22 protein-coding genes are annotated in these 24,855 nt (G+C 75.3%); 16 read left to right on the top strand and 6 right to left on the bottom strand.

Going from position 1 to position 24,855, the window contains the following annotated elements:
• Window positions 1-8: 8 nt before the first annotated feature.
• Window positions 9-1,484 (bottom strand): ethanolamine permease, encoded by a 1,476-nt coding sequence (eat, locus tag ACGF15_RS09660; RefSeq protein WP_345615547.1) that lies wholly within the window; start codon window positions 1,482-1,484, stop codon window positions 9-11.
• A 146-nt stretch (window positions 1,485-1,630) separates the two neighbouring features.
• Window positions 1,631-2,416: a FadR/GntR family transcriptional regulator gene (locus ACGF15_RS09655; RefSeq protein ID WP_376428682.1), complete on the bottom strand. Its 786-nt coding sequence runs from the start codon at window positions 2,414-2,416 to the stop codon at window positions 1,631-1,633.
• A gap of 78 nt (window positions 2,417-2,494) precedes the next feature.
• Here ACGF15_RS09655 and ACGF15_RS09650 point away from each other — a divergent pair, with 78 nt between their 5' ends.
• The 3 genes from ACGF15_RS09650 to ACGF15_RS09640 are packed head-to-tail and all read left to right on the top strand — an operon-like array spanning window position 2,495 to window position 6,024.
• On the top strand, window positions 2,495-3,859 hold the full coding sequence (locus ACGF15_RS09650) for a glutamine synthetase family protein (protein ID WP_392797536.1): 1,365 nt from the start codon (window positions 2,495-2,497) through the stop codon (window positions 3,857-3,859).
• 8 nt (window positions 3,860-3,867) lie between these two features.
• Window positions 3,868-5,238 (top strand): aldehyde dehydrogenase family protein, encoded by a 1,371-nt coding sequence (locus tag ACGF15_RS09645; RefSeq protein ID WP_392797534.1) that lies wholly within the window; start codon window positions 3,868-3,870, stop codon window positions 5,236-5,238.
• 3 nt (window positions 5,239-5,241) lie between these two features.
• Window positions 5,242-6,024, top strand: coding sequence for a 3-oxoacyl-ACP reductase (locus tag ACGF15_RS09640; protein WP_362615475.1), 783 nt, complete (start codon window positions 5,242-5,244; stop codon window positions 6,022-6,024).
• Between the two features lie 126 nt (window positions 6,025-6,150).
• On the opposite strand, the gene ACGF15_RS09635 is transcribed toward ACGF15_RS09640, so the two are convergent.
• Complete coding sequence (locus tag ACGF15_RS09635; RefSeq protein WP_392797532.1) at window positions 6,151-7,353, bottom strand: amino acid deaminase/aldolase; 1,203 nt, start codon at window positions 7,351-7,353, stop codon at window positions 6,151-6,153.
• 1,176 nt (window positions 7,354-8,529) lie between these two features.
• Between ACGF15_RS09635 and ACGF15_RS09630 the strand changes: the two genes are divergently transcribed.
• The 3 genes from ACGF15_RS09630 (at window position 8,530) to ACGF15_RS09620 (ending at window position 11,280) form a co-directional block, all read left to right on the top strand.
• Complete coding sequence (locus ACGF15_RS09630; RefSeq protein WP_362612748.1) at window positions 8,530-9,297, top strand: hypothetical protein; 768 nt, start codon at window positions 8,530-8,532, stop codon at window positions 9,295-9,297.
• Entirely contained in the window at window positions 9,294-10,469 is a 1,176-nt protein-coding gene (mycP, locus tag ACGF15_RS09625) for a type VII secretion-associated serine protease mycosin (protein ID WP_392797530.1), read from the top strand. Before ACGF15_RS09630 ends, mycP begins: the two co-directional genes overlap by 4 nt.
• 76 nt (window positions 10,470-10,545) lie before the next feature.
• Entirely contained in the window at window positions 10,546-11,280 is a 735-nt protein-coding gene (locus ACGF15_RS09620) for an SseB family protein (protein WP_345616407.1), read from the top strand.
• A 40-nt stretch (window positions 11,281-11,320) separates the two neighbouring features.
• Here ACGF15_RS09620 and ACGF15_RS09615 read toward each other — a convergent pair whose 3' ends face one another.
• Window positions 11,321-11,701 carry a DUF1844 domain-containing protein gene (locus ACGF15_RS09615; protein ID WP_345616408.1) on the bottom strand — a complete coding sequence of 127 codons (381 nt, stop codon included), beginning with the start codon at window positions 11,699-11,701 and terminating at the stop codon, window positions 11,321-11,323.
• A 375-nt stretch (window positions 11,702-12,076) separates the two neighbouring features.
• Here ACGF15_RS09615 and infC point away from each other — a divergent pair, with 375 nt between their 5' ends.
• From infC to ACGF15_RS09570, 9 genes are all read left to right on the top strand, one after another.
• Complete coding sequence (gene infC, locus ACGF15_RS09610) at window positions 12,077-12,700, top strand: translation initiation factor IF-3 (RefSeq protein ID WP_256524569.1); 624 nt, start codon at window positions 12,077-12,079, stop codon at window positions 12,698-12,700.
• Between the two features lie 121 nt (window positions 12,701-12,821).
• Window positions 12,822-13,016: a 50S ribosomal protein L35 gene (gene rpmI / locus ACGF15_RS09605; RefSeq protein WP_018848956.1), complete on the top strand. Its 195-nt coding sequence runs from the start codon at window positions 12,822-12,824 to the stop codon at window positions 13,014-13,016.
• A 104-nt stretch (window positions 13,017-13,120) separates the two neighbouring features.
• On the top strand, window positions 13,121-13,504 hold the full coding sequence (gene rplT, locus ACGF15_RS09600; RefSeq protein WP_016642495.1) for a 50S ribosomal protein L20: 384 nt from the start codon (window positions 13,121-13,123) through the stop codon (window positions 13,502-13,504).
• A gap of 203 nt (window positions 13,505-13,707) precedes the next feature.
• Window positions 13,708-14,547: an RNA methyltransferase gene (locus ACGF15_RS09595; RefSeq protein ID WP_256524475.1), complete on the top strand. Its 840-nt coding sequence runs from the start codon at window positions 13,708-13,710 to the stop codon at window positions 14,545-14,547.
• Window positions 14,548-14,714: 167 nt separating this feature from the next.
• Complete coding sequence (locus ACGF15_RS09590; RefSeq protein WP_345616410.1) at window positions 14,715-15,848, top strand: ATP-binding protein; 1,134 nt, start codon at window positions 14,715-14,717, stop codon at window positions 15,846-15,848.
• A 132-nt stretch (window positions 15,849-15,980) separates the two neighbouring features.
• Window positions 15,981-17,102 carry a phenylalanine--tRNA ligase subunit alpha gene (gene pheS, locus ACGF15_RS09585; protein WP_345616411.1) on the top strand — a complete coding sequence of 374 codons (1,122 nt, stop codon included), beginning with the start codon at window positions 15,981-15,983 and terminating at the stop codon, window positions 17,100-17,102.
• Window positions 17,102-19,615, top strand: coding sequence for a phenylalanine--tRNA ligase subunit beta (gene pheT, locus ACGF15_RS09580; RefSeq protein WP_392797525.1), 2,514 nt, complete (start codon window positions 17,102-17,104; stop codon window positions 19,613-19,615). Before pheS ends, pheT begins: the two co-directional genes overlap by 1 nt.
• A 479-nt stretch (window positions 19,616-20,094) precedes the next feature.
• Entirely contained in the window at window positions 20,095-21,435 is a 1,341-nt protein-coding gene (locus tag ACGF15_RS09575) for a transcriptional regulator (RefSeq protein ID WP_392797523.1), read from the top strand.
• A gap of 51 nt (window positions 21,436-21,486) precedes the next feature.
• Window positions 21,487-22,017, top strand: coding sequence for an NUDIX domain-containing protein (locus ACGF15_RS09570; RefSeq protein WP_362612736.1), 531 nt, complete (start codon window positions 21,487-21,489; stop codon window positions 22,015-22,017).
• Between the two features lie 72 nt (window positions 22,018-22,089).
• On the opposite strand, the gene ACGF15_RS09565 is transcribed toward ACGF15_RS09570, so the two are convergent.
• Window positions 22,090-22,950: a 3-hydroxybutyryl-CoA dehydrogenase gene (locus ACGF15_RS09565; RefSeq protein WP_345616415.1), complete on the bottom strand. Its 861-nt coding sequence runs from the start codon at window positions 22,948-22,950 to the stop codon at window positions 22,090-22,092.
• Window positions 22,951-23,136: 186 nt separating this feature from the next.
• Between ACGF15_RS09565 and ACGF15_RS09560 the strand changes: the two genes are divergently transcribed.
• Window positions 23,137-24,417, top strand: coding sequence for a family 10 glycosylhydrolase (locus ACGF15_RS09560; protein WP_345616416.1), 1,281 nt, complete (start codon window positions 23,137-23,139; stop codon window positions 24,415-24,417).
• 74 nt (window positions 24,418-24,491) lie between these two features.
• Here ACGF15_RS09560 and ACGF15_RS09555 read toward each other — a convergent pair whose 3' ends face one another.
• Window positions 24,492-24,683 (bottom strand): DUF1918 domain-containing protein, encoded by a 192-nt coding sequence (locus ACGF15_RS09555; protein ID WP_256524483.1) that lies wholly within the window; start codon window positions 24,681-24,683, stop codon window positions 24,492-24,494.
• Between the last annotated feature and the right edge of the window lie 172 nt (window positions 24,684-24,855).

Genomic DNA, 24,855 nt, shown 5'->3' with positions numbered 1-24,855 from the left:
GGTGCGGGTCAGCTGCGTTCCAGTTCCGCCTCGGCCCGGGCGAGTGCCGCGAACTCCTCCTCGGGGGCGCCGGCGACGAGCCGGTGCCGGCTGTAGAAGGCGAAGTAGGCCAGGGCGACGGCGTAGACGGCGAGCGCGGTGAAGGCCGCCTCCCTGTCCACCAGGAAGGTCGCCACCAGCGCCGACAGGGCCAGGACGAGGGCGGTGGAGGAGGTCGCGATCCCGCCGGGCGTGCGGTAGGGGCGGTGCAGCTGCGGCTCGCGGCGCCGCAGCACGATGTGGGAGAGGGCCATCAGGGCGTAGCTGATGGTGGCGCCGAAGACCGCGATGTTCAGCATCCGGGCGCCGTTGCCGGTTCCTGCGGCGAGGGCGAAGCCGATCGCGCCGGGGATCAGCAGCCCCAGGTAGGGCGCCCTGCGGCGGCTGGTGAGCGACAGGAACCGGGGCAGGTAGCCGGCCCGGGAGAGGGCGAAGAGCTGCCGGGAGCCGGCGTAGATCAGCGAGAAGAACGAGGCCACCAGGCCCGCCAGACCGGCGTAGTTCACGAAGCGGCTGAGCGCCGTCGGCCCCCCGTCGCCCTGGAGCGCGACCACCAGCGGGTTGCCCGCCTCCTGGATGGCGGCCGAGCCGCGGGCGCCGCTCGCCGCGAGGAAGGTGACGGCCGCGAGCAGCACCAGCACGCCCATCGAGATCGACAGCGCCCGCGGCATGGAGCGCACCGGGTCCTTGGCCTCCTCGGCGGCGAGCGGGACTCCCTCCACGCCGAGGAAGAACCACATGCCGAAGGGGAAGGCGGCCCAGATGCCCAGCAGCCCGAACGGCAGCCAGGAGGAGGAGCCGAAGGCGTCCGGGTCGGCGGGGATGTCGTTCAGGCCGGAGGCGTCGAACTCGGTGAAGGCCCCCACCGCGAAGATCAGCAGCGCCGCCACGGCCACGGCCGTCACCACGAGGCTGAAGCGCAGGGCCTCGCCGACGCCCCACAGGTGGATGCCGATGAAGACCGCGAAGCAGGCCAGGTAGACCGGCCAGCCGGACTCCAGCCCGAACAGCCCCAGCGACTCGACGTAGTCGCCGATGAAGATGGAGATCGCGGCGGGCGCGAGGATGTACTCGATGAGGATCGCGGTGCCCGTGAGGAATCCGCCCCAGGGGCCGAGCGCGCGCCGGGCGAAGCCGTAGCCGCCGCCCGCGGTGGGCAGGATCGCCGAGAGCTCGGCGAGGGCGAAGACGAGGCAGGCGTACATGGCGCCCATCAGCAGGGCCGCGACGGCGAGTCCGCCGAAGCCCCCCTTGGACAGGCCGATGTTCCAGCCGGAGAAGTCGCCGGAGACGACGTAGGCGACGCCGAGACCGGTCAGCAGCAGCCAGCCGGCGCTGCCGCGGCGCAGGGCGCGCCGCCGGAGGTAGGAGTCCCCCTCCGGTCCGGGGGCTCCGGCGGGCGAGGGGGAGGGGGGTGCGCTGGGTGAGGTGGTGCCTTCCGCCATGGGACGCTCCTGGCTCAACTCAAAGGTTCGTGCGGACACCATTGCGGTCGTGGTGCGGCCGCGCAAGACCCCTGCGTAAAAGAGGCGTTACGGATCGGCTCCCGTACGGCCCGGAGCCGCCCGCCGCGGGCCGGGCGCACGGCGGCTCAGCTGCGCCCCAGGAAGCCGCGCAGCAGCGCCGCCGTCCCCTCGCAGTGCTCCCGCATCACCTCGCGCGCCGCGTCCGCGTCCCCCTCCAGCACGGCGTCCACGAGCGCGGTGTGCTGGTGCTGGGAGTGCTCCAGGTTCCGCACCAGCAGGGGTATGCAGTCCAGCAGGTCGTTCAGGGAGGCGCGGACCGCCGCGTACCCGGCCGTCAGGGAGGCCGAACCGGACAGCTCGGCCAGCGTCAGGTGCAGCAGGGTGTCCTGCTTGCGGTAGTCGGCCAGCGGGGCGTCGTGGGTGGCCGCGAGCGCCGCGCGCAGCCGCCCGGCCTGCGCGTCCGTCAGCCCGTGCGCGGCGCACAGCCCCGCCGCGCCGACCTCCAGCACCTCGCGGAAGCGCAGGGTGTCCTCCACGTCCACCCCCGCCATCCGGCGCTGGAGCTCCTGCTCCCCGGGGCGCACCGGCCGCTCCCGGACGAACGTCCCGCCGTAGCGCCCCCGGCGGCTCTCGACCAGCCCCTCCTCCGCCAGGACCTTCAGCACCTCGCGCAGCGTCACCCGGCTGATCCCCATCCGCTCGGCCAGCTCCCGCTCGGCCGGCAGCCGCTCGCCGCCGGAGACCAGGCCGAGGCGCAGCAGCTGCAGGATCTGCTCCAGTGCCTCCTCGAAGCCGTTGCCCGCGCGCACCGGCCTCAGTACGGGGGTGAGCCGGTCGGGCGCGGCGTCCGCGCCGCCGCCCGCCGCCTCCGCGCCCGTGCCGGGTGCACCCGCTCCGCTGCTCTCGGTCACCTCGCCGGTTCCCCTTCCCAATCAATGGTCTTCCGCAATACCTTATGACCTCCGGCTGACCCTAGGAGGCGTCACCCCGTGGCAGACCGCACACCACCGCTCTCACTATCCGACCTCCGCGCCCGGGTCGACAGAGGGGAGGTCGACACCGTCGTCCTCGCCTTCCCCGACATGCAGGGCCGACTCCAGGGCAAGCGGTTCGCCGCGCGCTTCTTCCTCGACGAGGTCGTCGACCACGGCACGGAGGGCTGCAACTACCTCCTCGCCGTCGACGCCGAGATGAACACCGTCGACGGCTACGCGATGTCCTCCTGGGAGCGCGGCTACGGCGACTTCGCCATGCACGCCGACCTCGGCACGCTGCGCCCCACCCCCTGGCACGAGGGCACCGCCCTGGTCGTCGCGGACCTCGCCTGGCACGACGGCGCCCCGGTCGCGGCCGCCCCCCGCCAGATCCTGCGCCGCCAGCTGGAGCGGCTGGCCGGGCGGGGGCTCACCGCCCAGGTGGGCACCGAGCTGGAGTTCATCGTCTTCCGGGACACCTACGAACAGGCCTGGGACCGCGGCTACCGCGACCTCACCCCGGCCAACCAGTACAACATCGACTACTCCGTCCTCGGCACCGGCCGCATCGAGCCGCTGCTGCGCCGCATCCGCAACGAGATGACGGGTGCCGGGCTGACCGTGGAGTCGGCCAAGGGCGAGTGCAACCCCGGCCAGCACGAGATCGCCTTCAAGTACGACGAGGCCCTGGTCACCTGTGACCAGCACGCCGTCTACAAGACCGGCGCCAAGGAGATCGCCGCGCAGGAGGGCTACTCCCTCACCTTCATGGCCAAGTACAACGAGCGCGAGGGCAACTCCTGCCACATCCACCTCTCGCTCCAGGACGCCGACGGCCGCAACGCCATGGCGGGCGACGGCCCCGGCGGGATGTCGCCCCTGATGCGCCACTTCCTCGCCGGACAGCTCGCCGCCCTGCGGGAGTTCACCCTCCTCTACGCCCCCCACGTCAACTCCTACAAGCGCTTCCAGCCGGGTTCCTTCGCCCCGACCGCGGCCGCCTGGGGGCACGACAACCGCACCTGCGCGCTCCGCGTGGTCGGCCACGGCCGCTCGATGCGCTTCGAGAACCGCCTCCCCGGCGGCGACGTCAACCCCTACCTCGCCGTGGCCGGTCTCGTCGCCGCCGGCCTGCACGGGGTGGAGCAGCGCCTGGAGCTCCCCGAGCCCTGCACCGGCAACGCCTACGCGCAGGACCACGCCCACGTCCCCACCACCCTGCGCGAGGCGGCCGAACTCTGGGAGACCAGCGCCGTCGCCAAGGCCGCCTTCGGCGACGAGGTCGTCGCCCACTACCGCAACATGGCCCGCGTCGAACTCGACGCCTTCGACGCCGCCGTCACCGACTGGGAGCTCCGCCGCTCCTTCGAACGCATGTGAGGCAGCCCGTGTCCCAGCCCTACACCCTCGACGTCCTCAACCCGGCCACCGAGGAACTCGTGGCCACCGTCCCCGGCGCCACCGCCGCCGACGTGGACGCCGCCGTCACCCGCGCCGCGGCCGCGCAGCGCACCTGGGCCGCGGCGGCACCGGCCGACCGCGCCCGGCTGCTGCGCCGCTTCGCCGCCGTGGTCGACGGGCACACCGAGGAACTGGCCCGCCTGGAGGTCTCCGAGGCCGGCCACACCCTCGGCAACGCCCGCTGGGAGGCCGGCAACGTCCGCGACCTGCTCGACTACTCCGCGGGCGGTGTCGAGCGCCTGACCGGACACCAGATCCCGGTCCCCGGCGGCCTCGACGTCACCTTCCTCGAACCCCTGGGCGTGGTGGGCGTCATCGCGCCCTGGAACTTCCCCATGCCCGTCGCCGCCTGGGGCACCGCCCCCGCCCTCGCGGCCGGGAACGCCGTGCTGCTCAAACCCGCCGAGACCACCCCGCTGACCGCGCAGCGGCTCGCGGAACTGGCCCTCCAGGCCGGACTGCCCGAGCACCTCTTCCAGGTGCTGCCCGGCCGCGGCGACATCGCGGGCGACGCGCTGGTCCGCCACCCGGGCGTGGCCAAGATCGTGTTCACCGGCTCCACCGCCGTCGGGCGGAGGATCATGGCGCTGTGCGCCGAGCGGACCAAGCGGGTCACCCTCGAACTCGGCGGCAAGAACCCCAACATCGTCTTCGCCGACGCGGACCTGGAGAAGGCCGCGGCCGCCGCCCCGATGTCCTTCCTCGACAACAGCGGCCAGGACTGCTGCGCCCGCACCCGCATCCTGGTGCAGCGCTCCGTCTACGAGCGCTTCCTGGACCTGCTGGCGCCCGCCGTCGCCTCGGTGACCGTGGGCGACCCGCTGGACGAGCGCACGGACATGGGCCCGCTGATCTCCAAGAGCCAGCTGGAGCGGGTCCGCTCCTACGTGCCCGAGGACGCCGAGGCCATCCGCGGCACCGCCCCGGCGGGCCCCGGCTTCTGGTTCCCCCCGACCGTGCTCACCGGCCTCGCACCGGACGCCCCCGCCGCCCGCGAGGAGGTCTTCGGACCCGTCGCCGCCGTCCTGCCCTTCGAGGACGAGGCCGACGCCGTCCGCCTGGCCAACGCCACCGACTACGGCCTCTCCGGCTCGATCTGGACCCGGGACGTCGGCCGCGCACTGCGCGTCAGCGGGGCCGTCGCCGCCGGGAACCTCTCCGTCAACTCCCATGCCAGCGTCCGCTACTGGACCCCCTTCGGCGGCTTCAAGCAGTCCGGCATCGGCCGGGAACTGGGCCCCGGCGCCCTCGCCGCGTTCACCGAGACCAAGAACGTCTTCATCAGCACGGAGGACTGACCCTTGACCGAGACACCCCTCTGCCGCCGCCTGGTCGGCCGCACCGCCGTCGTCACCGGAGCCGGCAGCGGCATCGGCCTGGCCGCCGCGCGCCGGCTCGCCTCCGAGGGCGCGCACCTCGTGTGCGGCGACATCGACGAGACCGCCGGAAAGGCCGCGGCCGACGAGGTCGGCGGGACGTTCGCCCGTGTGGACGTCACCGACGCGGAACAGGTCGAGGCGCTGTTCCGTACCGCCCACGAGACCTACGGCAGTGTCGACGTGGCCTTCAACAACGCCGGCATCTCGCCCCCGGACGACGACTCGATCCTGGAGACCGGGCTGGAGGCGTGGAAGCGGGTGCAGGAGGTCAACCTGACCTCGGTGTACCTGTGCTGCAAGGCCGCCATCCCCTACATGCGCCGGCAGGGACGCGGATCCATCATCAACACCGCCTCCTTCGTGGCCCGGATGGGCGCCGCCACCTCCCAGATCTCCTACACCGCCTCCAAGGGCGGGGTCCTCGCGATGTCCCGGGAGCTGGGGGTGCAGTTCGCCCGCGAGGGGATCCGCGTCAACGCCCTGTGCCCGGGCCCGGTCAACACCCCCCTGCTCCGGGAGCTGTTCGCCAAGGACCCCGAGCGGGCCGCCCGCAGACTGGTCCACATCCCCCTCGGGCGCTTCGCCGAGGCGGAGGAGATCGCGGCCGCGGTCGCCTTCCTGGCGAGCGACGACTCCTCGTTCGTGAACGCCACGGACTTCCTGGTCGACGGCGGGATCTCCGGGGCCTACGTCACCCCGCTGTAGGACCGCCCCGCCGGGCCCGCAGCCCGGCTCCGGGCCCGGCGGCCCACCCCGGCCGCCGGGCCGCACCGGGCTGCCCGGCGGCCCGGTGGCGCCGCGGCACGGCCGGGGCCCCGTGGTGCCGCGGCGCTACAGGAAGGTCCGCCCCTCGCCCCGGTAGGTGGGGACGCTGCCCGTCACCCGGTCGCCCTCCACCAGGTGGAGCGTCTCGAAGCGCTCGCACAGCTCCCCGGCCTTGGCGTGCCGGAACCACACCCGGTCGCCGATCAGCAGGTCGTCGGCGGCCGGGCCCAGCAGCGGCGTCTGCACCTCGCCCGCACCCTCCCGGGTGTCGTAGCGCAGTCCCTCCGGCAGCCAGGGGACGGGCGAGCGGTCCGCGCCCGCCGGGCCGGACGCCGGGTAGCCCCCGCCCAGCACCGTCACCGCGCCCACCCCGGGCCGGCGCACCACCGGCTGCGCGAACAGGGCCGCCGGGCGGCCCCGGAAGGACGTGTAGTGGTCGAAGAGCCGGGGGAGGAACAGCCCCGAACCGGCCGCGACCTCCGTCACGCACGCCTCGGCGGCCGTGTGCTGCACACTGCCCGTGCCGCCTCCGTTGACGAACTCCAGCCCCGGTTCCACCGCCCTGAGCGCGGCCACCACGGCGGCCCTCCGCTCCGCCAGCTCCCTGCGGGCCGCCCGCTGCAGGGCACGCACGGCGCGGGAGCGCAGCGGCGCCCCCGGCACCGCGTCGCCGACGCCCGCCACATGGCCCTCGTACGCCATCAGGCCCACCAGCCGGAAACCCGGCCTGCGGGCCACCGCGCGGGCGAGTCCGGCCAGTTCGGCCGGGCCGCGCAGCGGGGAGCGCCGGGCGCCCACCCGCAGCCGTCCGCCCAGCAGGTGCAGGGAGGTGTCCAGTTCCAGGCACACCCGGACCTCCGCCCGCCCGCCCTGCCGGGAGGCGTCGATCAGGTCGAGCTGCGCCGGGTCGTCGACGACCACGGTCACCTCGGCGGCGAGTTCCGCGTCCCCGGCGAGCTCGGCGAAGCCGGCCCGGTCCGCGGAGGGGTAGGCCAGCAGGACGTCGCGGAACCCGGCGCGCGCCAGCCACAGGGACTCGCCGAGGGTGAAGGCCATCACCCCGGCGAAGCCCTCCCGGGCCAGCACCCGCTCCAGCAGCGCCCGGCACCGCACCGACTTGCTCGCCACCCGGACCGGCTTCCCCCCGGCACGCCGGACGAGGTCGGCGGCGTTGGCGTCGAAGGCGTCGAGGTCGACGAGGGCGAGCGGGGCGTCGAGGTGCGCCGTGGCCGTGTCGTAGCGGGCCCGGTCTGCGGAGCGGGGAGTCATGGGCCGAGCTTGCCAGACGCCGTTACCGGGGGGTAAGGCCTCTCCCGCGATCCCTCGGGTGCACGGCGGCGGCCCGGCAGTCAGGCGGCCCGCCCGCACGCGCCCGTTGCGGCGGCGGCCCGCCCGCACGCGCCCGGTACGGCGGCGGTCCACGCCGCGCGGTGCACCGGACCGCGCCCCTCGCGCCCCGGCGGGGGAGTGCGGGACGGGCCCCGGGGGATGCGGGGTGGGGACGTTCGGGGCAGATCGGCCCGGACCAGGCCGGATGGACGACCGCCCTGGTGCAGCCCGTTAGAGTGACCCGCACGAGCTGGCGAACGGGCCTGCGCCGACCGGTCGTCCGGCGGCGGGGAGCACGCGAAGGACTACGGGGGCGGCATGAGCACGGAGGCGCAGCGCCCTTCGGGCGAGCAGCCCCCGGCCCCCGCAACCGACGCCGCGCCGCTCCCGCCCCGCCCGTCCGCGCCGCCTCCTGCCGGGGGCGCGGGGGACGTCCGCTCCGCCCCCACCACTCCGCTGCGCCGCCGCACCGCGGTGCCGCGTCCTCTCCCGGCACAGAGCCGCACCGCTGCGGCGGCGCTCCCCGCCCCCTCCCGGGAGCCCGCCGGGCCCGCCGACGCCCCGCGCGGGGGCCCGGGCGCCTCCGGGGCCGCGCGCCCGGCGCCGCCCCCATCCGCGCCCGTGCCCGTGTCCTCCGCGCCCTCCCCGGGCGCCACGCGCGTGCCGCCCGCGCCCGCAGCGCCGACCTCCGCCGCCGAGGCCCCGCGCCCCGCCGGGCCCGCCGAGGCCCCGCGCCCGGCCGCCCCAGGGGCCTCGCGCCCGGCCGCCCCCGCCGCCCCGTGCGGCCCGCGACCCCCCGGCCCGGCGCCCGCGTCCCCGCCGCCCCCGCCCGCCGCCCCGCCCCGGCGCACCACGCCGCCCGCCGCGGCCACCGCCCCGCCGGCCCCCTGGGCCCCGCCCGCCGCCGCGCCGGCCCCGGGACACGCCCCCGTTCCGGCGCCCCGGCCCGCGGACCCCCCGCCCGCCCCCTGGGCCCCGCCCGCCGGGCACCCCCAGCCGGCCCCCCGGCCCGCCGGGGCCGCGGACCCGGCCCCCTGGCCCGGCGCCCCCCGTCCGCCCACCTACGCCTGGCCTCCCCCCGAGACCCCGGCGGAGCAGACCACCCGGCTGCGGCCCGTGCCCTCCCGGCGCCCCGGCCGCACGGCCGCCGCCGTCGCCTGCGTCGTCCTCGGGCTCGGCCTGCTCGGCGGCGCGGCCGCCGGCACCTGGCTGACCGGCGAGTCCGGACCGGAGGCCGCCCGCCGGGACGCCTACGCCGGGGTGCGCGAGCTGTGGCACAACCGGCCGGTGGACACGCTCTTCCCGCCCACCCTCAAGGGCGACGACGCGGGCCCGGGCGGGGCCGACCGGGTCTGGAACCGCATCGCCGTCGCCCCCGACACCGACTGCGCCGCCGCGCTCGACCCGCTGCTCGCCACCGCGCTGCGGCCGGTCGGCTGCGAGCGGGTGGTCCGCGCCACCTACAGCGACGCCACCGCGAGCAGCGTGACGACCGTCGGCATGGTCTTCACCGAGGCGGACGGCGAGGCCATGCTCGCGCTCCACAACCGCTTCACCACCGAGGGGCTCGGCAAGCGGCGCGACCTGATGCCCCGCACGCTGCCCGCCGAGGGCACCGTCGCCGAGGGCTTCGGAAGCGGGCAGCGCGCCAGCTGGACGGTCCGGATCGAGACCGACGCCCCCGTCGTCGTCTTCGCCGTCTCGGGCTTCGCCGACGGACGGACGGTCGAGGACCCCCGGCCCGCGACCGAGGCCACCGAGGCCGGTGCGACCAGCACCGCCGCCCAGGCCGGACTCGGCCACGACGCCCAGGGCATCGCCGAACGCATCGGCGGCCGGCTGCGCACCGCCACCACCGCCCCGGCCACGGAGAAGGACGGATGACTCCCGCCCCCCGCACCCGGCGCCTCACGGCGGTGCTCGCGGCCGCCGCCTTCGCCCTGCTCCCGGCCGCGCCCCCCGCCCACGCCGACACCGTCCGCGCCCAGCAGTGGAGCCTGGAGGCCCTGCACACCGAGCGCGCCTGGCAGACCACCCGCGGCGAGGGCGTCACCGTGGCCGTCCTGGACACCGGTGTCGACGACGAGCACCCCGACCTGGCCGGCTCCGTACTGCCGGGCAGGGACTTCGTCGGCTTCGGCGCCGAGCGGGGCGACCGGGCCTGGGCACGGCACGGCACCGCCATGGCCGGGATCATCGCGGCCCACGGGCACGGACCCGACGGGGCCTCCGGTGTCATGGGGATCGCCCCCGAGGCGAGGATCCTCCCCGTGCGGGTGATCCTTGAGGGCGCCGACGACGCCCGCGACCGGGCCCGCAGCTCGCGCGGCAGCGCCCTCGCCGAGGGCATACGGTGGGCCGCCGACCAGGGGGCGGACATCATCAACCTCTCCCTCGGCGACGACAGCGAGTCCGCGCACCCCGAGGCCGCCGAGGACGCCGCCGTGCAGTACGCGCTCGCCAAGGGGGCCGTCGTCGTGGCCTCCGCGGGCAACGGAGGGGAGAAGGGCGACCGCGTCTCCTACCCGGCCGCCTATCCGGGGGTCATCGCCGTCACCGCGGTCGACCGCTTCGGCACCCGTGCCCCCTTCTCCACGCGCCGCTGGTACGCCACCGTCAGCGCACCGGGGGTGGACGTGGTGATCGCCGACCCGGACGGCAAGTACTACGAGGGATGGGGGACCAGCGCCGCCGCCGCCTTCGTGTCCGGCGCCGCGGCCCTGGTCCGCTCCGCGTACCCGGACCTCAGCCCGGCGCAGGTGAAGACGCTGCTGAGGGACACCGCCCGCAACGCCCCCGAGGGCGGACGCGACGACGCCCACGGCTACGGCCTCGTGGACCCGGCCGCGGCCCTGGAGGCCGGTGCCGCGCTCCGCCCCGGGGACCGGAACGCCGCCGCCCCCTCCGGCTACCGCGAGCGGTACTTCGGCCCGGGCCCCGACCCCGAGGGCGAGGACGCCCACCCGGGCCGTCTGCTGGCCCCGGCCGCCGGCGCCCTCGGGGTGCTCGTGCTCGCCGCGGCCGTGGTGCTCTGGCGGAGCGGCCGGACGGGCTGAGGCGCCCGTCCCACCGGTGGCGTCGGGCCGGGCGGGCGCGTGCGGGACGCCCGGGGCCGGGGGATAGGCTCGTGGCGTGGCGCTGAAGAACATCCCGGACCCCGGTTTCCCCGACGACGACGGCACCGCCGATCCGGCCCTGGAGGCGGCGCTGGCCGCCTGGGCCGAGGACCCGGCGGCCGAACCGCGGCTGCTGGCCGCGCTCCGCGGCGCCCGGCTCCTGGTCCCGGTCGTCGCCGTGCTCGGCGAGGTCGAGGTGGACGACAAGGGGCTGCGCCGCGAGAAGACCAGCGACATGGCGGTGCCGACGCTGACGGCCCAGGGCCGCCGCGCCCTGCCCGCGTTCACCTCGCTCGCCTCCCTGGCCCGCTGGGACCCGTCCGCGCGCCCCGTGGCGGTGCCGCTGCACCAGGCTCTGGCCGCCGCCGCCCACGAGAAGGCCGACACGCTCCTCCTCGACCTGGCGGGCCCGGTGGCCTACCAGCTCACCGGGCCCGCACTGCTGGCACTCGCGGAGGGGCGCACCAGCACCGACCCGCTGGCCGACCCGGCCGTCACCGGGGCCGTGCGCGAGGTCCTTGCGGCCGAGCCCGACGTGGTGCGGGCCCATCTGGTGCCCGCGCGGGAGGCGGACGGCACCCTCGCCCTCGTGCTGGCCGACGGCGCGGCGCCCGAGGAGGCAGGCCGCCGGGTGGCCGGGGCGCTGGCCGCCCACGAGGTGCTGCGGGCCCGGCTGGTGCGCGGCCTGGACCTGGCCCTGCTGCCGCCGGGGACGCCCGCGCCGGGCACCGCGCTGTTCGCACGCCCGTGACGCGGCCGGGGCGCCGCCCCGGCCGCGCCGCGGACGGACCTCAGCCGTAGACCGGGCCGGTGTACTTCTCGCCCGGTCCCTGGCCCGGCTCGTCCGGCACGATCGAGGCCTCGCGGAAGGCCAGCTGCAGGGACTTCAGCCCGTCCCGCAGCGGGGCCGCGTGGAAGGAGCTGATCTCCGTGGTGCTGGCGTCCAGCAGTCCGGCCAGCGCGTGCACCAGCTTGCGGGCCTCGTCGAGGTCCTTGTGGTCCTCGGCGTCGTCGGTCAGGCCCAGCTTCACCGCGGCGGCGCTCATCAGGTTGACCGCCACCGTGACGATCACCTCGACGGCCGGGACCTCCGCGATGTCGCGGGCCATGGCCTCGAAGTCGGGGGACCCGGGGGATCCGGCGGATTCGTTGGGGGAGGTCGCGTCGCTCATGGGGCCACGATATGGCCCCGCGGTCCGGCGGCCGCCCCCGGCCGCCGGTTGGGAGCTTCCCCGGGGAGCTGCTAGCCTGGGGTGACGACCGGCTGGACATCTGCATGTCCGGCCCACAAGTGGAGGCTCCGATCTCCCACCTGGCCGCCCTCCGGGCGGCGGGTCACCGGTCAGGTGGTGCCCATCGTTCCGTACGGACGATGGATCGCCGCCCGATGCACGCCCCGCGGCGACCGCGGCGGTGTTCCGGTACCGACGGAGCATTCGCCTGTGTCCCGTCCGGGGCATTTTTCGTGTTCCGGCGCGGTTGGTCTGACGAAACAGACGTACGCGGCTGTCTGCCAGGCTGTCGTGTGGTGCTACTGAGGAGGATCCATCAGCGCCGAGCCCCGCATCAACGACCGGATTCGCGTTCCCGAGGTGCGACTTGTCGGTCCCAGCGGCGAGCAGGTCGGGATTGTTCCGCTTGCCAAGGCCCTGGAGCTTGCGCAGGAGTACGACCTCGACCTCGTCGAGGTCGCGGCGAACGCCCGCCCGCCCGTGTGCAAGCTCATGGACTACGGGAAGTTCAAGTACGAGTCGGCCATGAAGGCCCGTGAGGCGCGCAAGAACCAGGCGCACACGGTCATCAAGGAGATGAAGCTCCGGCCCAAGATCGATCCGCACGACTACGACACCAAGAAGGGTCACGTCGTCCGGTTCCTCAAGCAGGGCGACAAGGTCAAGATCACGATCATGTTCCGTGGTCGTGAGCAGTCCCGCCCCGAACTCGGCTTCCGTCTGCTCCAGCGTCTCGCGGCAGACGTCGAGGACCTCGGCTTCATCGAGTCGAACCCGAAGCAGGACGGCCGGAACATGATCATGGTTCTGGGCCCCCACAAGAAGAAGACCGAGGCCATGGCCGAGGCGCGTGAGGCCCAGGCCGCACGCAAGGCGGAGCGTCAGGGCTCGCAGGACCAGAGCACCGACGCCCCGGACGACACCAGCTCCGAGGCGTGACCCGAGGGGGTCGCCCCCGGCGGCCCCGCGGTTCCGCCCCGGAACCCCATAGACGATCTGACGCTCCCGCCGTCCGGTGCACGCACCGGGGGAGCGCCACTGATGAGGAGATAACGGCGCGATGCCGAAGAACAAGACGCACAGCGGTGCCAAGAAGCGCTTCAAGATCACCGGCTCCGGCAAGGTGCTCCGCGAGCGCGCCGGCAAGCGCCACCTGCTCGAGCACAAGTCGTCCCGTCTGACGCGCCGCCTGACCGGCAACGCCGAGATGGCCCCGGGCGACGCCGCGAAGATCAAGAAGCTTCTCGGCAAGTGACGTCCTCCGTCCCCCGCACCGGGGGACGGGACGCCGGGACCGGGACCCATTCGTTTCCGGGCCGTGTGACAACCGACCACGGCCCCGCTACAAGGAGTTAACAAGTGGCACGCGTCAAGCGGGCAGTCAACGCCCACAAGAAGCGCCGGGCGATCCTCGAGCAGGCCAGCGGCTACCGCGGTCAGCGTTCGCGCCTGTACCGCAAGGCCAAGGAGCAGGTCACCCACTCCCTGGTCTACAACTACAACGACCGCAAGAAGCGCAAGGGCGACTTCCGTCAGCTGTGGATCCAGCGCATCAACGCCGCTGCCCGCGCCAACGGCATCACCTACAACCGCTTCATCCAGGGTCTGAAGGCCGCCAACATCGAGGTGGACCGCAAGATCCTGGCCGAGCTCGCGGTCAACGACGCCAACGCGTTCGCCGCCCTGGTCGAGGTCGCCCAGAAGGCCCTCCCGAGCGACGTCAACGCCCCCAAGGCCGCCTGACGCTCGTCGAGCCGACCGGACCCGCAGGCCCCGACGGCCTGCGGGTCCGCCGCGTTTCACCGCCGCCACCCGCCGCCCGCCCCGGCCGACGGCCCCCGGCGCCGGCCCCGCGCCCCCCGCGCAGCGCCCGTCCGCCCGGACGGCGCACCGGGCCCCCGGCAGCCGCCCGCCCGGCCGACCGAGTCAGAGAGCCACAGGCGCACATGCCCACTCCCGAGCCGATCTCCCCGCGGTCCCCGCGCGTCACCGCCGCCCGGCGCCTCGCCAAGCGGAACTTCCGCACCAAGGAGCGGCTGTTCATCGCCGAGGGGCCGCAGGCCGTCCGCGAGGCCGTCGCCCACCGCGGCCCCACCGGGGAGCCCACCCTCGTGGAGCTCTTCACCACCGCGGAGGCCGCCGAGCGCCACGCCGACATCGTGGCCGCCGCGCGCGCCGAGGGCGCCCGCGTCCACCTCGCCGCCGACACGGTGCTCGCCGAGGTGTCCCAGACCGTCACCCCCCAGGGTCTCGTCGGCGTCTGCCGCTTCCTCGACTCGCCCTTCGAGTCCATCCTCGCCGCCCGCCCCGCGCTCGTCGCCGTGCTGGCCCACGTACGCGACCCCGGGAACGCGGGCACCGTGCTGCGCTGCGCCGACGCCGCGGGCGCCGACGCGGTCGTCCTCACCGACGCCTCCGTCGACCTCTACAACCCCAAGTCCGTGCGTGCCTCGGTCGGTTCGCACTTCCACCTGCCGGTCGCCGTGGGCGTCCCCGTGGAGCAGGCCGTCGCCGGCCTCAAGGCCGCGGGCGTACGGGTGGTCGCCGCCGACGGCGCGGGCGAGGACGACCTCGACGACGAGCTCGACGCCGGGACCATGGCGGGCCCCACCGCCTGGATCTTCGGCAACGAGGCATGGGGCCTGCCCGAGGAGACCCGGGCGCTGGCCGACGCCGTCGTCCGCGTCCCGATCCACGGAAAGGCGGAATCGCTGAACCTGGCCACCGCCGCGGCCGTATGTCTCTACGCCTCGGCGCGCGCCCAGCGTGCCGGACGCAGGGCGTAGGACCCGGCCCGACGGGCGGCCCCGGGACGCGCGACGCGCCGCCGCGGTACACCGGCGGCGCGGGACCGTTCGGGGGACCACTCGCTCAGGGGGTCCGCCGGGTCACTTTCAGCTAGTAGGGTGACGGACTCGGGCCCACTCGGCAGCGGAGAGGCGGGGTACGGGGCATGACCGTGGGGACCAGCAGGCCCAGTCCGACGCCGGACGCCGTGCTGTGCCGCGACGCCGTCCGCACCGGGGCGTCCGCGTACGGCCTCGACCCCGACGACCTGCCCGACGGGCTCGTCGTCGCCGACGAGGCCGGGCGCGTCGTCTGCTTCAACGAGGCGGCCGTCCGGATCACCGCCGTGCCCAAGGCCCGGGCCCTCGGGGCGGCCCTGGAGCACGCCCTCCCCCTGGAGGACCTCAAGGGCCGCCGCTGGTGGGCCCTCACCGACCCCTACGGCGGCCTCGCCACCCGCGTCGCCCAGCCGGAGCGCAACCTGCTGCTCCCCGGCGGCCGGGAGGTCCTGGTCTCCGCCCGCTACGTCCGCGACACCCCCACCGGCCCGCTCCGCCGGCTGGTGGTCAGCCTCCGCGGCACCGAGGCCCGCCGCCGCACCGAGCGCAGCCACGCCGAGCTGATCGCCACCGTCGCCCACGAGCTGCGCTCCCCGCTGACCTCCGTCAAGGGCTTCACCGCCACCCTCCTCGCCAAGTGGGAGCGGTTCACCGACGACCAGAAGCGCCTGATGCTGGAGACCGTCGACGCCGACGCGGGCCGCATCTCCCGCCTGATCGCCGAACTCCTCGACATCTCCCGCATCGACTCGGGCCGCCTGGAGGTGCGGCGGCAGATCGTCGACCTGCCCGCCGCCGTGGAGCGCCATGTGCAGGCGCACCTCGCCGGGGGCCAGGCCCCCGACCGGTTCGCGCTGCGCATCAGGCCCGGCCTGCCCGGGCTGTGGGCCGACCCGGACAAGGTGGACCAGGTCCTCGGCAACCTGCTGGAAAACGCGGTGCGCCACGGCGAGGGAACCGTCACCATCGAGGTGGCGCCGGCAGCGGCGGACGACGACGAGAAGGGCACGGCAGTCACCGTGAGCGACGAGGGCCCCGGCATCCCCGAGGAGTCGATGAGCCGCGTCTTCACCCGCTTCTGGCGGGGCAGCAAGCGCGGCGGCACCGGCCTGGGCCTGTACATCGTCAAGGGCATCGTCGAGGCGCACGGCGGGACGATCACCGTGGGCCGCGCCCCCCGCGGCGGCGCCCAGTTCCGATTTACCCTGCCCGTCGGCACCCCGGCCCACCTCCACCAGTAGGCGCCGGGCGGCCCGCGGGCTCAGCCGCAGCTCCCCACCCCGTTAGACTCGGCCTTCGGCACCTTTGCGTCCTCGGTCGTCCCCGGTCGACGTGCGGGGTCCCCAGCCACCCATTCGGAAGTACGGGAAGAGATGTCCGCACCCAACAAGTCGTACGACCCTGTCGAGGTCGAGGCACTGAAACCGGAAGAGATCGAGCGCATGCGCGACGAGGCGCTCGCCGCCTTCGCCGCCGCCGACTCGCTCGACGCGCTCGCCCACGCCAAGACCGCCCACGCCGGTGGCACCTCGCCGCTCTCGCTCGCCAACCGCGAGATCGGCGCCCTCCCGCCGCACGCCAAGGCCGAGGCCGGCAAGCGCGTCGGCCAGGCCCGCGGCGCCGTCAGCAAGGCGCTGGCCGCCCGCCAGGCCGAGCTGGAGGCCGAGCGCGACGCCCGTGTGCTGGTGGAGGAGGCCGTCGACGTCACCCTGCCGTACGAGCGCGTACCGGCCGGGGCCCGTCACCCGCTCACCACGCTGATGGAGCGGATCGAGGACATCTTCACGGCCATGGGCTACGAGGTGGCCGAGGGCCCCCAGGCCGAGGCCGAGTGGTTCAACTTCGACGCCCTCAACATCGGCCCCGACCACCCGGCCCGCGGCGAGCACGACACCTTCTTCGTGAAGGACGCCCGGGGCGGCGCCGACTCCGGCGTCGTGCTGCGCACCCACACCTCCCCGGTGCAGGCGCGCTCGCTGCTGGACCGCGAACCGCCCGTCTACGTCGTGTGCCCGGGCCGCGTCTACCGCACCGACGAGCTGGACGCCACGCACACCCCGGTCTTCCACCAGGTCGAGCTCCTCGCGGTCGACGAGGGGCTGACGATGGCGGACCTCAAGGGGACCCTGGACCACATGGTCCAGGCCCTGTTCGGCGAGGGCATGAAGACCCGGCTGCGGCCGAACTTCTTCCCCTTCACCGAGCCGTCCGCAGAGATGGACATGGTCTGCTACGTGTGCCGCGGCGAGTCCGTCGGCAACCCGGACCGCCCCTGCCGCACGTGTTCCAGCGAGGGCTGGATCGAACTGGGCGGCTGCGGGATGGTCAACCCCAAGGTGCTCGTCGCCTGCGGGGTGGACCCCGAGCGCTACAGCGGGTTCGCCTTCGGCTTCGGCATCGAACGGATGCTGATGTTCCGCCACAACGTCGAAGACATGCGAGACATGGTCGAGGGTGACGTCCGGTTCACCCGGCCCTTCGGGATGGAGATCTGATGCGGGTCCCGCTTTCCTGGCTGCGGGAGTACGTCGACCTGCCGGCGACGGAGACCGGCCGCGACGTCCAGGCCAGACTGATCTCCGCCGGCCTCGAGGTCGAGACCGTCGAGCAGCTCGGCTCCGGGCTCAAGGGCCCCCTTGTCGTGGGCCGGGTGCTCACCATCGAGGAACTGGAGGGCTTCAAGAAGCCCATCCGCTTCTGCACCGTCGACGTCGGCGCGGCCAACGGCACCGGCGAGCCGCAGGAGATCGTCTGCGGCGCCCGGAACTTCGCCGTCGGCGACAAGGTCGTCGTGGTCCTGCCCGGTGCCGTGCTGCCCGGAGACTTCGCCATCTCCGCGCGCAAGACCTACGGCAGGACGTCCCACGGCATGATCTGCTCCGGCGACGAGCTCGGCATGGGCGACGACGGCACGGGCGGCATCATCGTGCTGCCGCCCGAGACCGAGGTCGGCACCGACGCGATCGAGCTGCTGGAGCTCGTCGACGAGGTCCTCGACATCGCCGTCACCCCGGACCGCGGCTACTGCCTGTCGATGCGCGGTGTCGCCCGCGAGACCGCCACCGCCTACGGGCTGCCGCTGCGCGACCCGGCCCTGCTCGACGTGCCCGCGCCCAACGCCTACGGCCACCCGGTCGCGGTCGCCGACCCCGCCGGCTGCGACCGCTTCACCGCCCGCACGGTGGTGGGCCTGGAGCCGGAGGCGCGCTCGCCGATCTGGCTCAGGCGTCGCCTGCAGAAGGCGGGCATGCGCCCGATCTCGCTCGCCGTGGACGTCACCAACTACGTGATGCTGGAGCTCGGCCAGCCGCTGCACGCCTACGACCGCTCCCTCGTGCAGGGGACGATCGGGGTCCGCCGCGCCGAGCAGGGCGAGAAGCTCACCACCCTCGACGGCACCACCCGCGTCCTCGACGCCGAGGACCTGGTCATCACCGACGACCGCGGCCCGATCGGGCTCGCGGGCGTGATGGGCGGCGCCGACACCGAGATCGCCGACCACGAGGACACCGCCGGTGCCACCACCGAGGTCGTCATCGAGGCCGCGCACTTCGACCCGGTCGCCATCGCCCGCGCCGCGCGCCGCCACCGGCTCTCCTCCGAGGCGTCCAGGCGCTTCGAGCGGGGCGTCGACCCGGAGGCCGCGGCCGCCGCGGCCCAGCGCACGGTCGACCTGCTGGTGCTCCTCGCCGGCGGCACGGCCGAGGGCGGCGTCACCCAGGTCACCGCGCCCACCGCGCCCCGCACGATCGCGATGTCGGCCGACCATCCGGACCGCGTCGCCGGCCTCGGCTACGGCCGCGCGACCGTCGTCCGCCGCCTCCAGGAGGTCGGCTGCGACGTCCACGGGCAGGACGAGCTCACGGTGGCCGTGCCCTCGTGGCGCCCCGACCTCGCCACGCCGAACGACCTCGCGGAGGAGGTCATCCGGCTGGAGGGCTACGAGAACCTGCCCTCCACGCTGCCCACCCCGCCGCCGGGCCGCGGGCTCACCGCCCGCCAGCGCCTCCACCGCCGGGTCGGCCGCGCCCTCGCGGGCGCTGGCTACGTCGAGGCGCCGAACTACCCCTTCCTGGGCGAGGAGGTCCTCGACCGGCTCGGCCTGGAGGCGGACGACGCCCGGCGCCGGGTGGTCACCCTGGTCAACCCGCTCTCCGACGAGGAGCCGGCGCTGCGCACCACGCTGCTGCCGGGCCTGCTCGGGGCACTGCGGCGCAACGACGGCCGGGGCAGCCACGACCTGGCCCTCTTCGAGACCGGCCTGGTCTTCCGCCCGACCGGTGAGGAGCGCCGCGCGCCCCTGCCCTCGGTGGACCGCCGTCCCAGCGCGGCGGAGATCGCCGAGCTGGACGCCGCCCTGCCGCACCAGCCGCGACGGGCCGCCGTGGTCCTGGCCGGCGCCCGCGAGCAGGACGGCTGGTGGGGCGCGGGCCGCCCGGCCGACTGGGCCGACGCGGTCGAGGCGGGGCGTCTGCTCGCCCGCGAGGCGGGCGCGGAGCTGGTGGTGCGCGCCGACCGGCACGCGCCCTGGCACCCCGGCCGCTGCGCCGCCCTGTACGCGGTGAAGGGCGGGGAGGAGGTCCTCGTCGGGCACGCCGGGGAGCTGCACCCGCGCGTGGTCAAGGCCCTCCACCTGCCGGAGCGCACCTGCGCGATGGAGCTGGACCTGGACCTGCTGGAGTCGGCCTCGGCCGGTGCCGTGCGCGCGCCGGGCATCTCGGCCTTCCCGGTGGCCACCCAGGACGTGGCGCTCGTCGTCGCGGACGAGGTCCCGGCGGCGGACGTCGAGGCGGCGCTGCGCGAGGGCGCGGGCCCCCTGCTGGAGTCCCTCCGGCTGTTCGACGTCTTCACCGGCGAGCAGATCGGCGAGGGCCGCAAGTCCCTCGCCTACGCGCTGCGCTTCCGCGCCGCGGACCGCACGCTGACCGTCGACGAGGCGTCGGCGGCCCGTGACGCGGCCGTGGCCCTGGCGGCCGAGCGCACGGGGGCGTCGCTGCGCGGCGCCTGACCCGGGAGACCGGTGGAGGGGGCGGGTCCGTACGCGGGCGCGCCCCCTCCGGCATGTCCGGACGCCCCCCGGGGGCACCGCGCGGTCGCGCTCCGGAGGCGTGCCACCCCCCGCCCCGCGACCGGAGGGGATGCGGAGGGGGAGCGCCCCGGCGAGGCCGTGCCGGGGCGCTCCCCCTCCGGCGGGGGCGGGCAGGGAGGGGTGCCCGTCCCCGGTGGGGACCGCCCGGGTCCCGCAGCCGGCGCCGCCCCGCCCGCCGCCGGGTGTCGGGCCGATCGGCGGTCGGGCGGCGCGGGGAGGGCCGCCGCTGTACGAGGGGGAGCGGGCGGCCCGGCTGCCTCTTGCGAGGACACCCAGTCAACCGCCGCCCCGCGCGCGGCGGGAGGGTGCGCAAGTGCCGGAAACCGGCAGGTGTTTCACACCCCGTGCGAATCGTCCTCCCCCTAGGCTGAGTCGGACCGAGGGATCCGGAGGGGGCCATGCAGCCCAACGTCCTGCTCGACGCCCTGCTCGCCGAAGCGGGCTTCTCGCACGCCGGTCTGGCCGCCCGCGTCAACGGGGCGGGCAGCGCGCGGGGTCTGGCCCTGCGCTACGAACACACCGCCGTGGCCCGGTGGTTGAAGGGGCAGCGGCCGCGCGGCCAGGTGCCGGACCTGATCTGCGAGGTGCTCGCCGCACGGCTCGGGCGCCCCGTCGCCCTCGCGGACGTGGGCCTGGGCCCGACCGGTGGAACCGGACCGGGCGGCGACGCCCGCCTGTCCGGCTTCGTCGAGCGGGCGAGCGCGGTGTGGCGCTCGGACGCGCAGCACCGGGCGCGCACCGACGAGGTCCCCGCGGTGACGGGCACGCCCGCGGTGCTGCCCGTGTGGGAATGGGAGAACCCGCCGGAGGACGCGGACGTCTCCGGCGACGGGCCCCGGCGGGTCGGCCCGGCCGACGTGGAGCTGCTCCGGTCCGCCCGGGCGCACTACGAGTCGATGTACCGGCGGGCCGGGGGCATCGCCACCCGCGCCCGGGTCGTGGGCTTCCTCCACGCGGAGACCGCCCCGCTGCTGCGCGGCTCCTATGACGACGCCCTGGGGCGCGCCCTGCACCGTGCGGCCGGCGGGCTGGTGGCCGTGGCCGGGATCTGCGCCTACGACTCCGACGCCCAGGGCCCGGCCCAGCGCTACTTCCACCAGGCCCTGCGGCTGGCCAAGGCGAGCGGGGACCGGGGGCTGGGGGCCTATGTGGTGGCCCTCCTGGTCAACCAGGCGCTGTTCACGGCGGAGTACCGCCAGGCGGTGGCCTTCGCGGAGGCCGCGCTGCGCTCGGCGGGCCGGCTGATCACCCCCGCACTGGCGGCCGACCTCCACGCGATGCAGGCCAAGGCGTACGCCCACCTCGGTGACGCGGCCGAGGCGGCGCGGTGCATCCGGCGGGCGGAGGTGGAGGCGGGACGGATCCGGCCGGGCCGGGAGCCGGACGAGACGGGCTACGTCCAGCCCGGACTGGTGGACGTGCAGGTGGCCGAGGCCCTGCTCCGCCTGGGCGAGCTGGAGCCCGCCCGGGAGCACGCGGCAGCCGCCGTGCGCACCCCGGCGCACGACCGCGGGCGGGTGCACCGGCTCGCCGTGCTCACCCAGATCGAGCTCCTCAGGGGCGAGGCGGACCGCGCCGCGGAGACCGCCGCCGCGATGGTGGAGCAGGCGCGCGGGATGGAGTCCCGGCGGCTACGGGACCGGCTCACGGCGGTGCGGGGGCAGCTGGCCGCGAGCGGGTCGGCCGCCGCCGCGGCCGCCGCCGATTCCATCGCGGCCACATTGCGCGTTCCGCTCTGACGCCCACCCTGCTGCCATGTTGTCACCGACTTCCAGGAAGGTGGCAGAACCGTGCAGTGGACGAAAGCAAGCGAACGCACTGTGTACAGGAACCCCTGGTTCGGGGTGAACCTCGCCGACGTCGTGCTCCCCGACGGGCGGCACCTCGACCACTACGTCATACGGCAGCGCGCCGTCGCCGTGGCGGCGGCGGTCAACACGGCCGACGAGGTGCTGCTGCTGTGGCGGCACCGCTTCATCACCGGCAGCTGGGGCTGGGAGCTCCCGGCCGGCGTCGTGGAGGACGGCGAGGACGCGGCCGCGGCGGCGGCGAGGGAGATGGAGGAGGAGACCGGCTGGCGCCCCGGTCCGCTGCGGCACCTGCTGACCGTCGAGCCGTCCAACGGCCTCAGCGACGCCCGGCACCACCTCTACTGGACCCAGGAGGCCGCCCTGATCGGCTGCCCCGAGGACGCCTTCGAGTCCTCCCGCAGGGACTGGGTGCCCCTCAAGGCCGTGCCCGAGCTGGTCGCACGCGGCGAGGTCCCGGCGGCGAACAGCGCCGCCGGGCTCCTGCTGCTGCACCACCTCGTGCTGGGCTGACCCGCCGGGGCGCCGCGCGGCGGCGGCGCCCCGAGGGCGGCGTGACGCCCGCGAGCGCGGAGGCCGGCGGGCTCAGGAGTAGACGTAGAAGCCCGAGCCGCTCTTGCGGCCGAGTCGCCCGGCGTCGACCATGCGCTGCAGCAGCGGCGGGGCGGCGTACAGGGGCTCCTTGAACTCGGCGTACATCGAGTCCGCCACCGAGGCCACGGTGTCCAGCCCGATCAGGTCCGACAGCTTCAGCGGGCCCATGGGGTGGGCGCAGCCCATCTCCATGCCGTTGTCGATGTCCTCACGGCTCGCGATCCCCGACTCGAACATCCGGATCGCCGACAGCAGGTAGGGGATGAGCAGCGCGTTCACCACGAACCCGGAGCGGTCCTGGGCGCGGATCGGGTGCTTGTCCAGCACCTGCTGCACCACGGCCTCGGCACGCTTGACGGTCTCCTCGGACGTGGTGAGCGCGGGGATCAGCTCCACCAGCCGCTGCACCGGGGCCGGGTTGAAGAAGTGGATGCCGATCACCTGGTCCGGCCGCGAGGTCGCGACGGCCAGCTTCACCAGGGGGATGGAGGAGGTGTTGGAGGCGAGGATGGCGTCGGGACGGGTGACCACCTGGTCGAGGATCTGGAAGATCTCCGTCTTCACCTGCTCGTTCTCCACCACGGCCTCGATCACCAGGTCGCGGTCGGCGAACTCGCCGAGGTCGGTGGTGAAGGACAGCCGCGCCAGCGTGGCGTCCCGCTCCTCCTCGGTGATCTTGCCGCGCTCCGCCGCCTTGGAGAGGGAGCCGTACAGCCGGGTACGGCCGATCTCCAGCGCCTCACCGGTGGTCTCGGCCACCTTCACCTCGAGGCCGCTGCGGGCGCACACCTCAGCGATGCCTGCGCCCATCTGGCCGCAGCCCACCACTCCGACGCGTGCGATGTCAGCCATTGACTCCGTCACCTCATGCCTTTCGATGGTCCGTCGTCCGGCGGGTCCCCCGTACGGTTCCGGCGCCCGCCGACCCCCTGACGTTACTCCGGATGTGTGGACCACCGGCCGCCAGGGGCGGGCATGCTTCTCGGGGAGCGCGGGGAACCTGGCACGGGACACCCTGCGGACGGCGGAGGCGGACGGATGGCACACATCGGAAGACGGGGCTTCGTGGCGGCGGTGGGCGCGCTCGCGGCCCTGGCGGCGGCGGGCGACGCGGCCGCCCGGCCCGGCGGGCCCGGGCACGGCCGCGGAGACGGTCAGGGGCACGGCCACCGGCGGCGCGGGCGCGGTGCGGGCCGGGAGTTCCGGGGCATGTGGCTGGCCACCGTCACCGGCCGCGACTACCCCTCGGCGCCCGGTCTGCCCGCAGCCCGCCAGCGGGCCGAACTCCTCGCCCACCTGGACACGGCCGCGGAGCGGCGGCTGAACGCGGTCGTCCTCCAGGTCAGGCCGTGCGCCGACGCCCTGTGGCCCTCGCCCTACGAGCCGTGGAGCCGCTTCCTGACCGGGACCCAGGGGCGCGACCCGGGCTGGGACCCGCTCGGCACGGCGGTGGCGGAGGCGCACGCGCGGGGCCTGGAGCTGCACGCCTGGTTCAACCCCTACCGGGTGGCGGTGCACACCGACCTCTCGCGCCTCGCTCCCGGCCACCCGGCGCGCCTCAACCCGCAGTGGGTGGTGCCCTACGGCGGGAAGCTCTACTACAACCCGGGCCTGCCCGAGGTCCGGGAGTTCGTGCAGCTGGCGATGATGGACGCCGTGCACCGCTACGAGGTCGACGCGGTCCACTTCGACGACTACTTCTACCCCTACCCCGTGGCCGGCCAGCGCTTCGACGACGACGAGGCCTGGGCCCTGCACGGCCGGGGGCACCCGGACCGCGCGCACTGGCGGCGCGCCAACACCGACCTGCTGGTGCGCGGCATGGCGGAGCGGCTGCGCGCGGTACGCGGCGGCGTCCGCTTCGGGATCAGTCCCTTCGGCGTCTGGCGCAACGCGTCGACCGATCCGCTCGGCTCCCGGACGGCGGCCGGGGTGCAGACCTACGACGACCTCTACGCCGACACCCGCGCCTGGGTCCGCAACGGCTGGATCGACTACGTGGTGCCGCAGCTCTACTGGCACCGGGGCTTCGCCCCGGCCGACTACGAGGTGCTGGTGCCCTGGTGGGCGGAGACGGTGTCGGGCACGGGGGTCGACCTGTACATCGGGGAGGCGCTGTACAAGGCCGGCGCCGCCGGGCAGCCGGCGGCCTGGCAGGACCCGGCGGAGCTGTCGCGGCACCTGGACTTCGCGGCGCGCCACCCGGAGGTGGGCGGCCACTGCTTCTTCTCCGCCAGGGAGGTCGGCGAGGACCCGATCGGGGCGATGTCCCGGGTGGTCGCGGACCACTACTCCGCGCGGGCGCGCGGCGGGCGCTGAACGGGCAGGGCACCGCTCCCGGCGGCGCCCTGCCACAGGGCGCGGGGCCCCTGCCGGGGGCCCCGCGCGGAGGTTCAGGCGTGTTCGTGGTGCTGGACGGTGCAGTCGGGGCCCGGCGACAGCACGGCCTCGTGGCCGTCGTCGAAGCGGACGCGGAAGGGAGGGTTCCCCTCCTGCCCGAGCACCTCGAGGACTTCGGCGACCTTGTCGTGCTGTCCCACGATCCTGCCGTGCACCAGCAGCGTGTCGCCCACGTTCGCTTGCATCGAAGGTGCCCTCCTCGAAGCGGGGGGTCGGAAAACGGCGGGTCGTTTCGAGTCTACGGCCGGGGGTGGAGGGCGCATCCCCGGCCGAGTTCCGGGCCCCTGGCCTGCGGACACACCGGGCGGGCACCCGGCCGTGGCGGCGCGCCCCGGCCGGGCCGCAGCCGCGCGCCTC

This window comes from Streptomyces sp. NPDC048001 (genome assembly GCF_043203115.1).
In the GTDB taxonomy this organism is placed as follows: domain Bacteria; phylum Actinomycetota; class Actinomycetes; order Streptomycetales; family Streptomycetaceae; genus Streptomyces; species Streptomyces sanyensis.
This window is presented reverse-complemented; position numbering and strand designations above follow the sequence as displayed.

What these genes read in the sequence shown, in the direction of transcription:
- ACGF15_RS09595 (WP_256524475.1), top strand. Translation starts at nt 13,708, where the DNA reads ATGCCCACTCCCGAGCCGATCTCCCCGCGGTCCCCGCGCGTCACCGCC.
- eat (WP_345615547.1), bottom strand. Translation starts at nt 1,484, where the DNA reads ATGGCGGAAGGCACCACCTCACCCAGCGCACCCCCCTCCCCCTCGCCC.
- ACGF15_RS09555 (WP_256524483.1), bottom strand. Translation starts at nt 24,683, where the DNA reads ATGCAAGCGAACGTGGGCGACACGCTGCTGGTGCACGGCAGGATCGTG.
- ACGF15_RS09590 (WP_345616410.1), top strand. Translation starts at nt 14,715, where the DNA reads ATGACCGTGGGGACCAGCAGGCCCAGTCCGACGCCGGACGCCGTGCTG.
- ACGF15_RS09635 (WP_392797532.1), bottom strand. Translation starts at nt 7,353, where the DNA reads ATGACTCCCCGCTCCGCAGACCGGGCCCGCTACGACACGGCCACGGCG.
- rpmI (WP_018848956.1), top strand. Translation starts at nt 12,822, where the DNA reads ATGCCGAAGAACAAGACGCACAGCGGTGCCAAGAAGCGCTTCAAGATC.
- ACGF15_RS09560 (WP_345616416.1), top strand. Translation starts at nt 23,137, where the DNA reads ATGGCACACATCGGAAGACGGGGCTTCGTGGCGGCGGTGGGCGCGCTC.
- pheS (WP_345616411.1), top strand. Translation starts at nt 15,981, where the DNA reads ATGTCCGCACCCAACAAGTCGTACGACCCTGTCGAGGTCGAGGCACTG.
- ACGF15_RS09615 (WP_345616408.1), bottom strand. Translation starts at nt 11,701, where the DNA reads ATGAGCGACGCGACCTCCCCCAACGAATCCGCCGGATCCCCCGGGTCC.
- ACGF15_RS09575 (WP_392797523.1), top strand. Translation starts at nt 20,095, where the DNA reads ATGCAGCCCAACGTCCTGCTCGACGCCCTGCTCGCCGAAGCGGGCTTC.
- mycP (WP_392797530.1), top strand. Translation starts at nt 9,294, where the DNA reads ATGACTCCCGCCCCCCGCACCCGGCGCCTCACGGCGGTGCTCGCGGCC.
- ACGF15_RS09565 (WP_345616415.1), bottom strand. Translation starts at nt 22,950, where the DNA reads ATGGCTGACATCGCACGCGTCGGAGTGGTGGGCTGCGGCCAGATGGGC.
- pheT (WP_392797525.1), top strand. Translation starts at nt 17,102, where the DNA reads ATGCGGGTCCCGCTTTCCTGGCTGCGGGAGTACGTCGACCTGCCGGCG.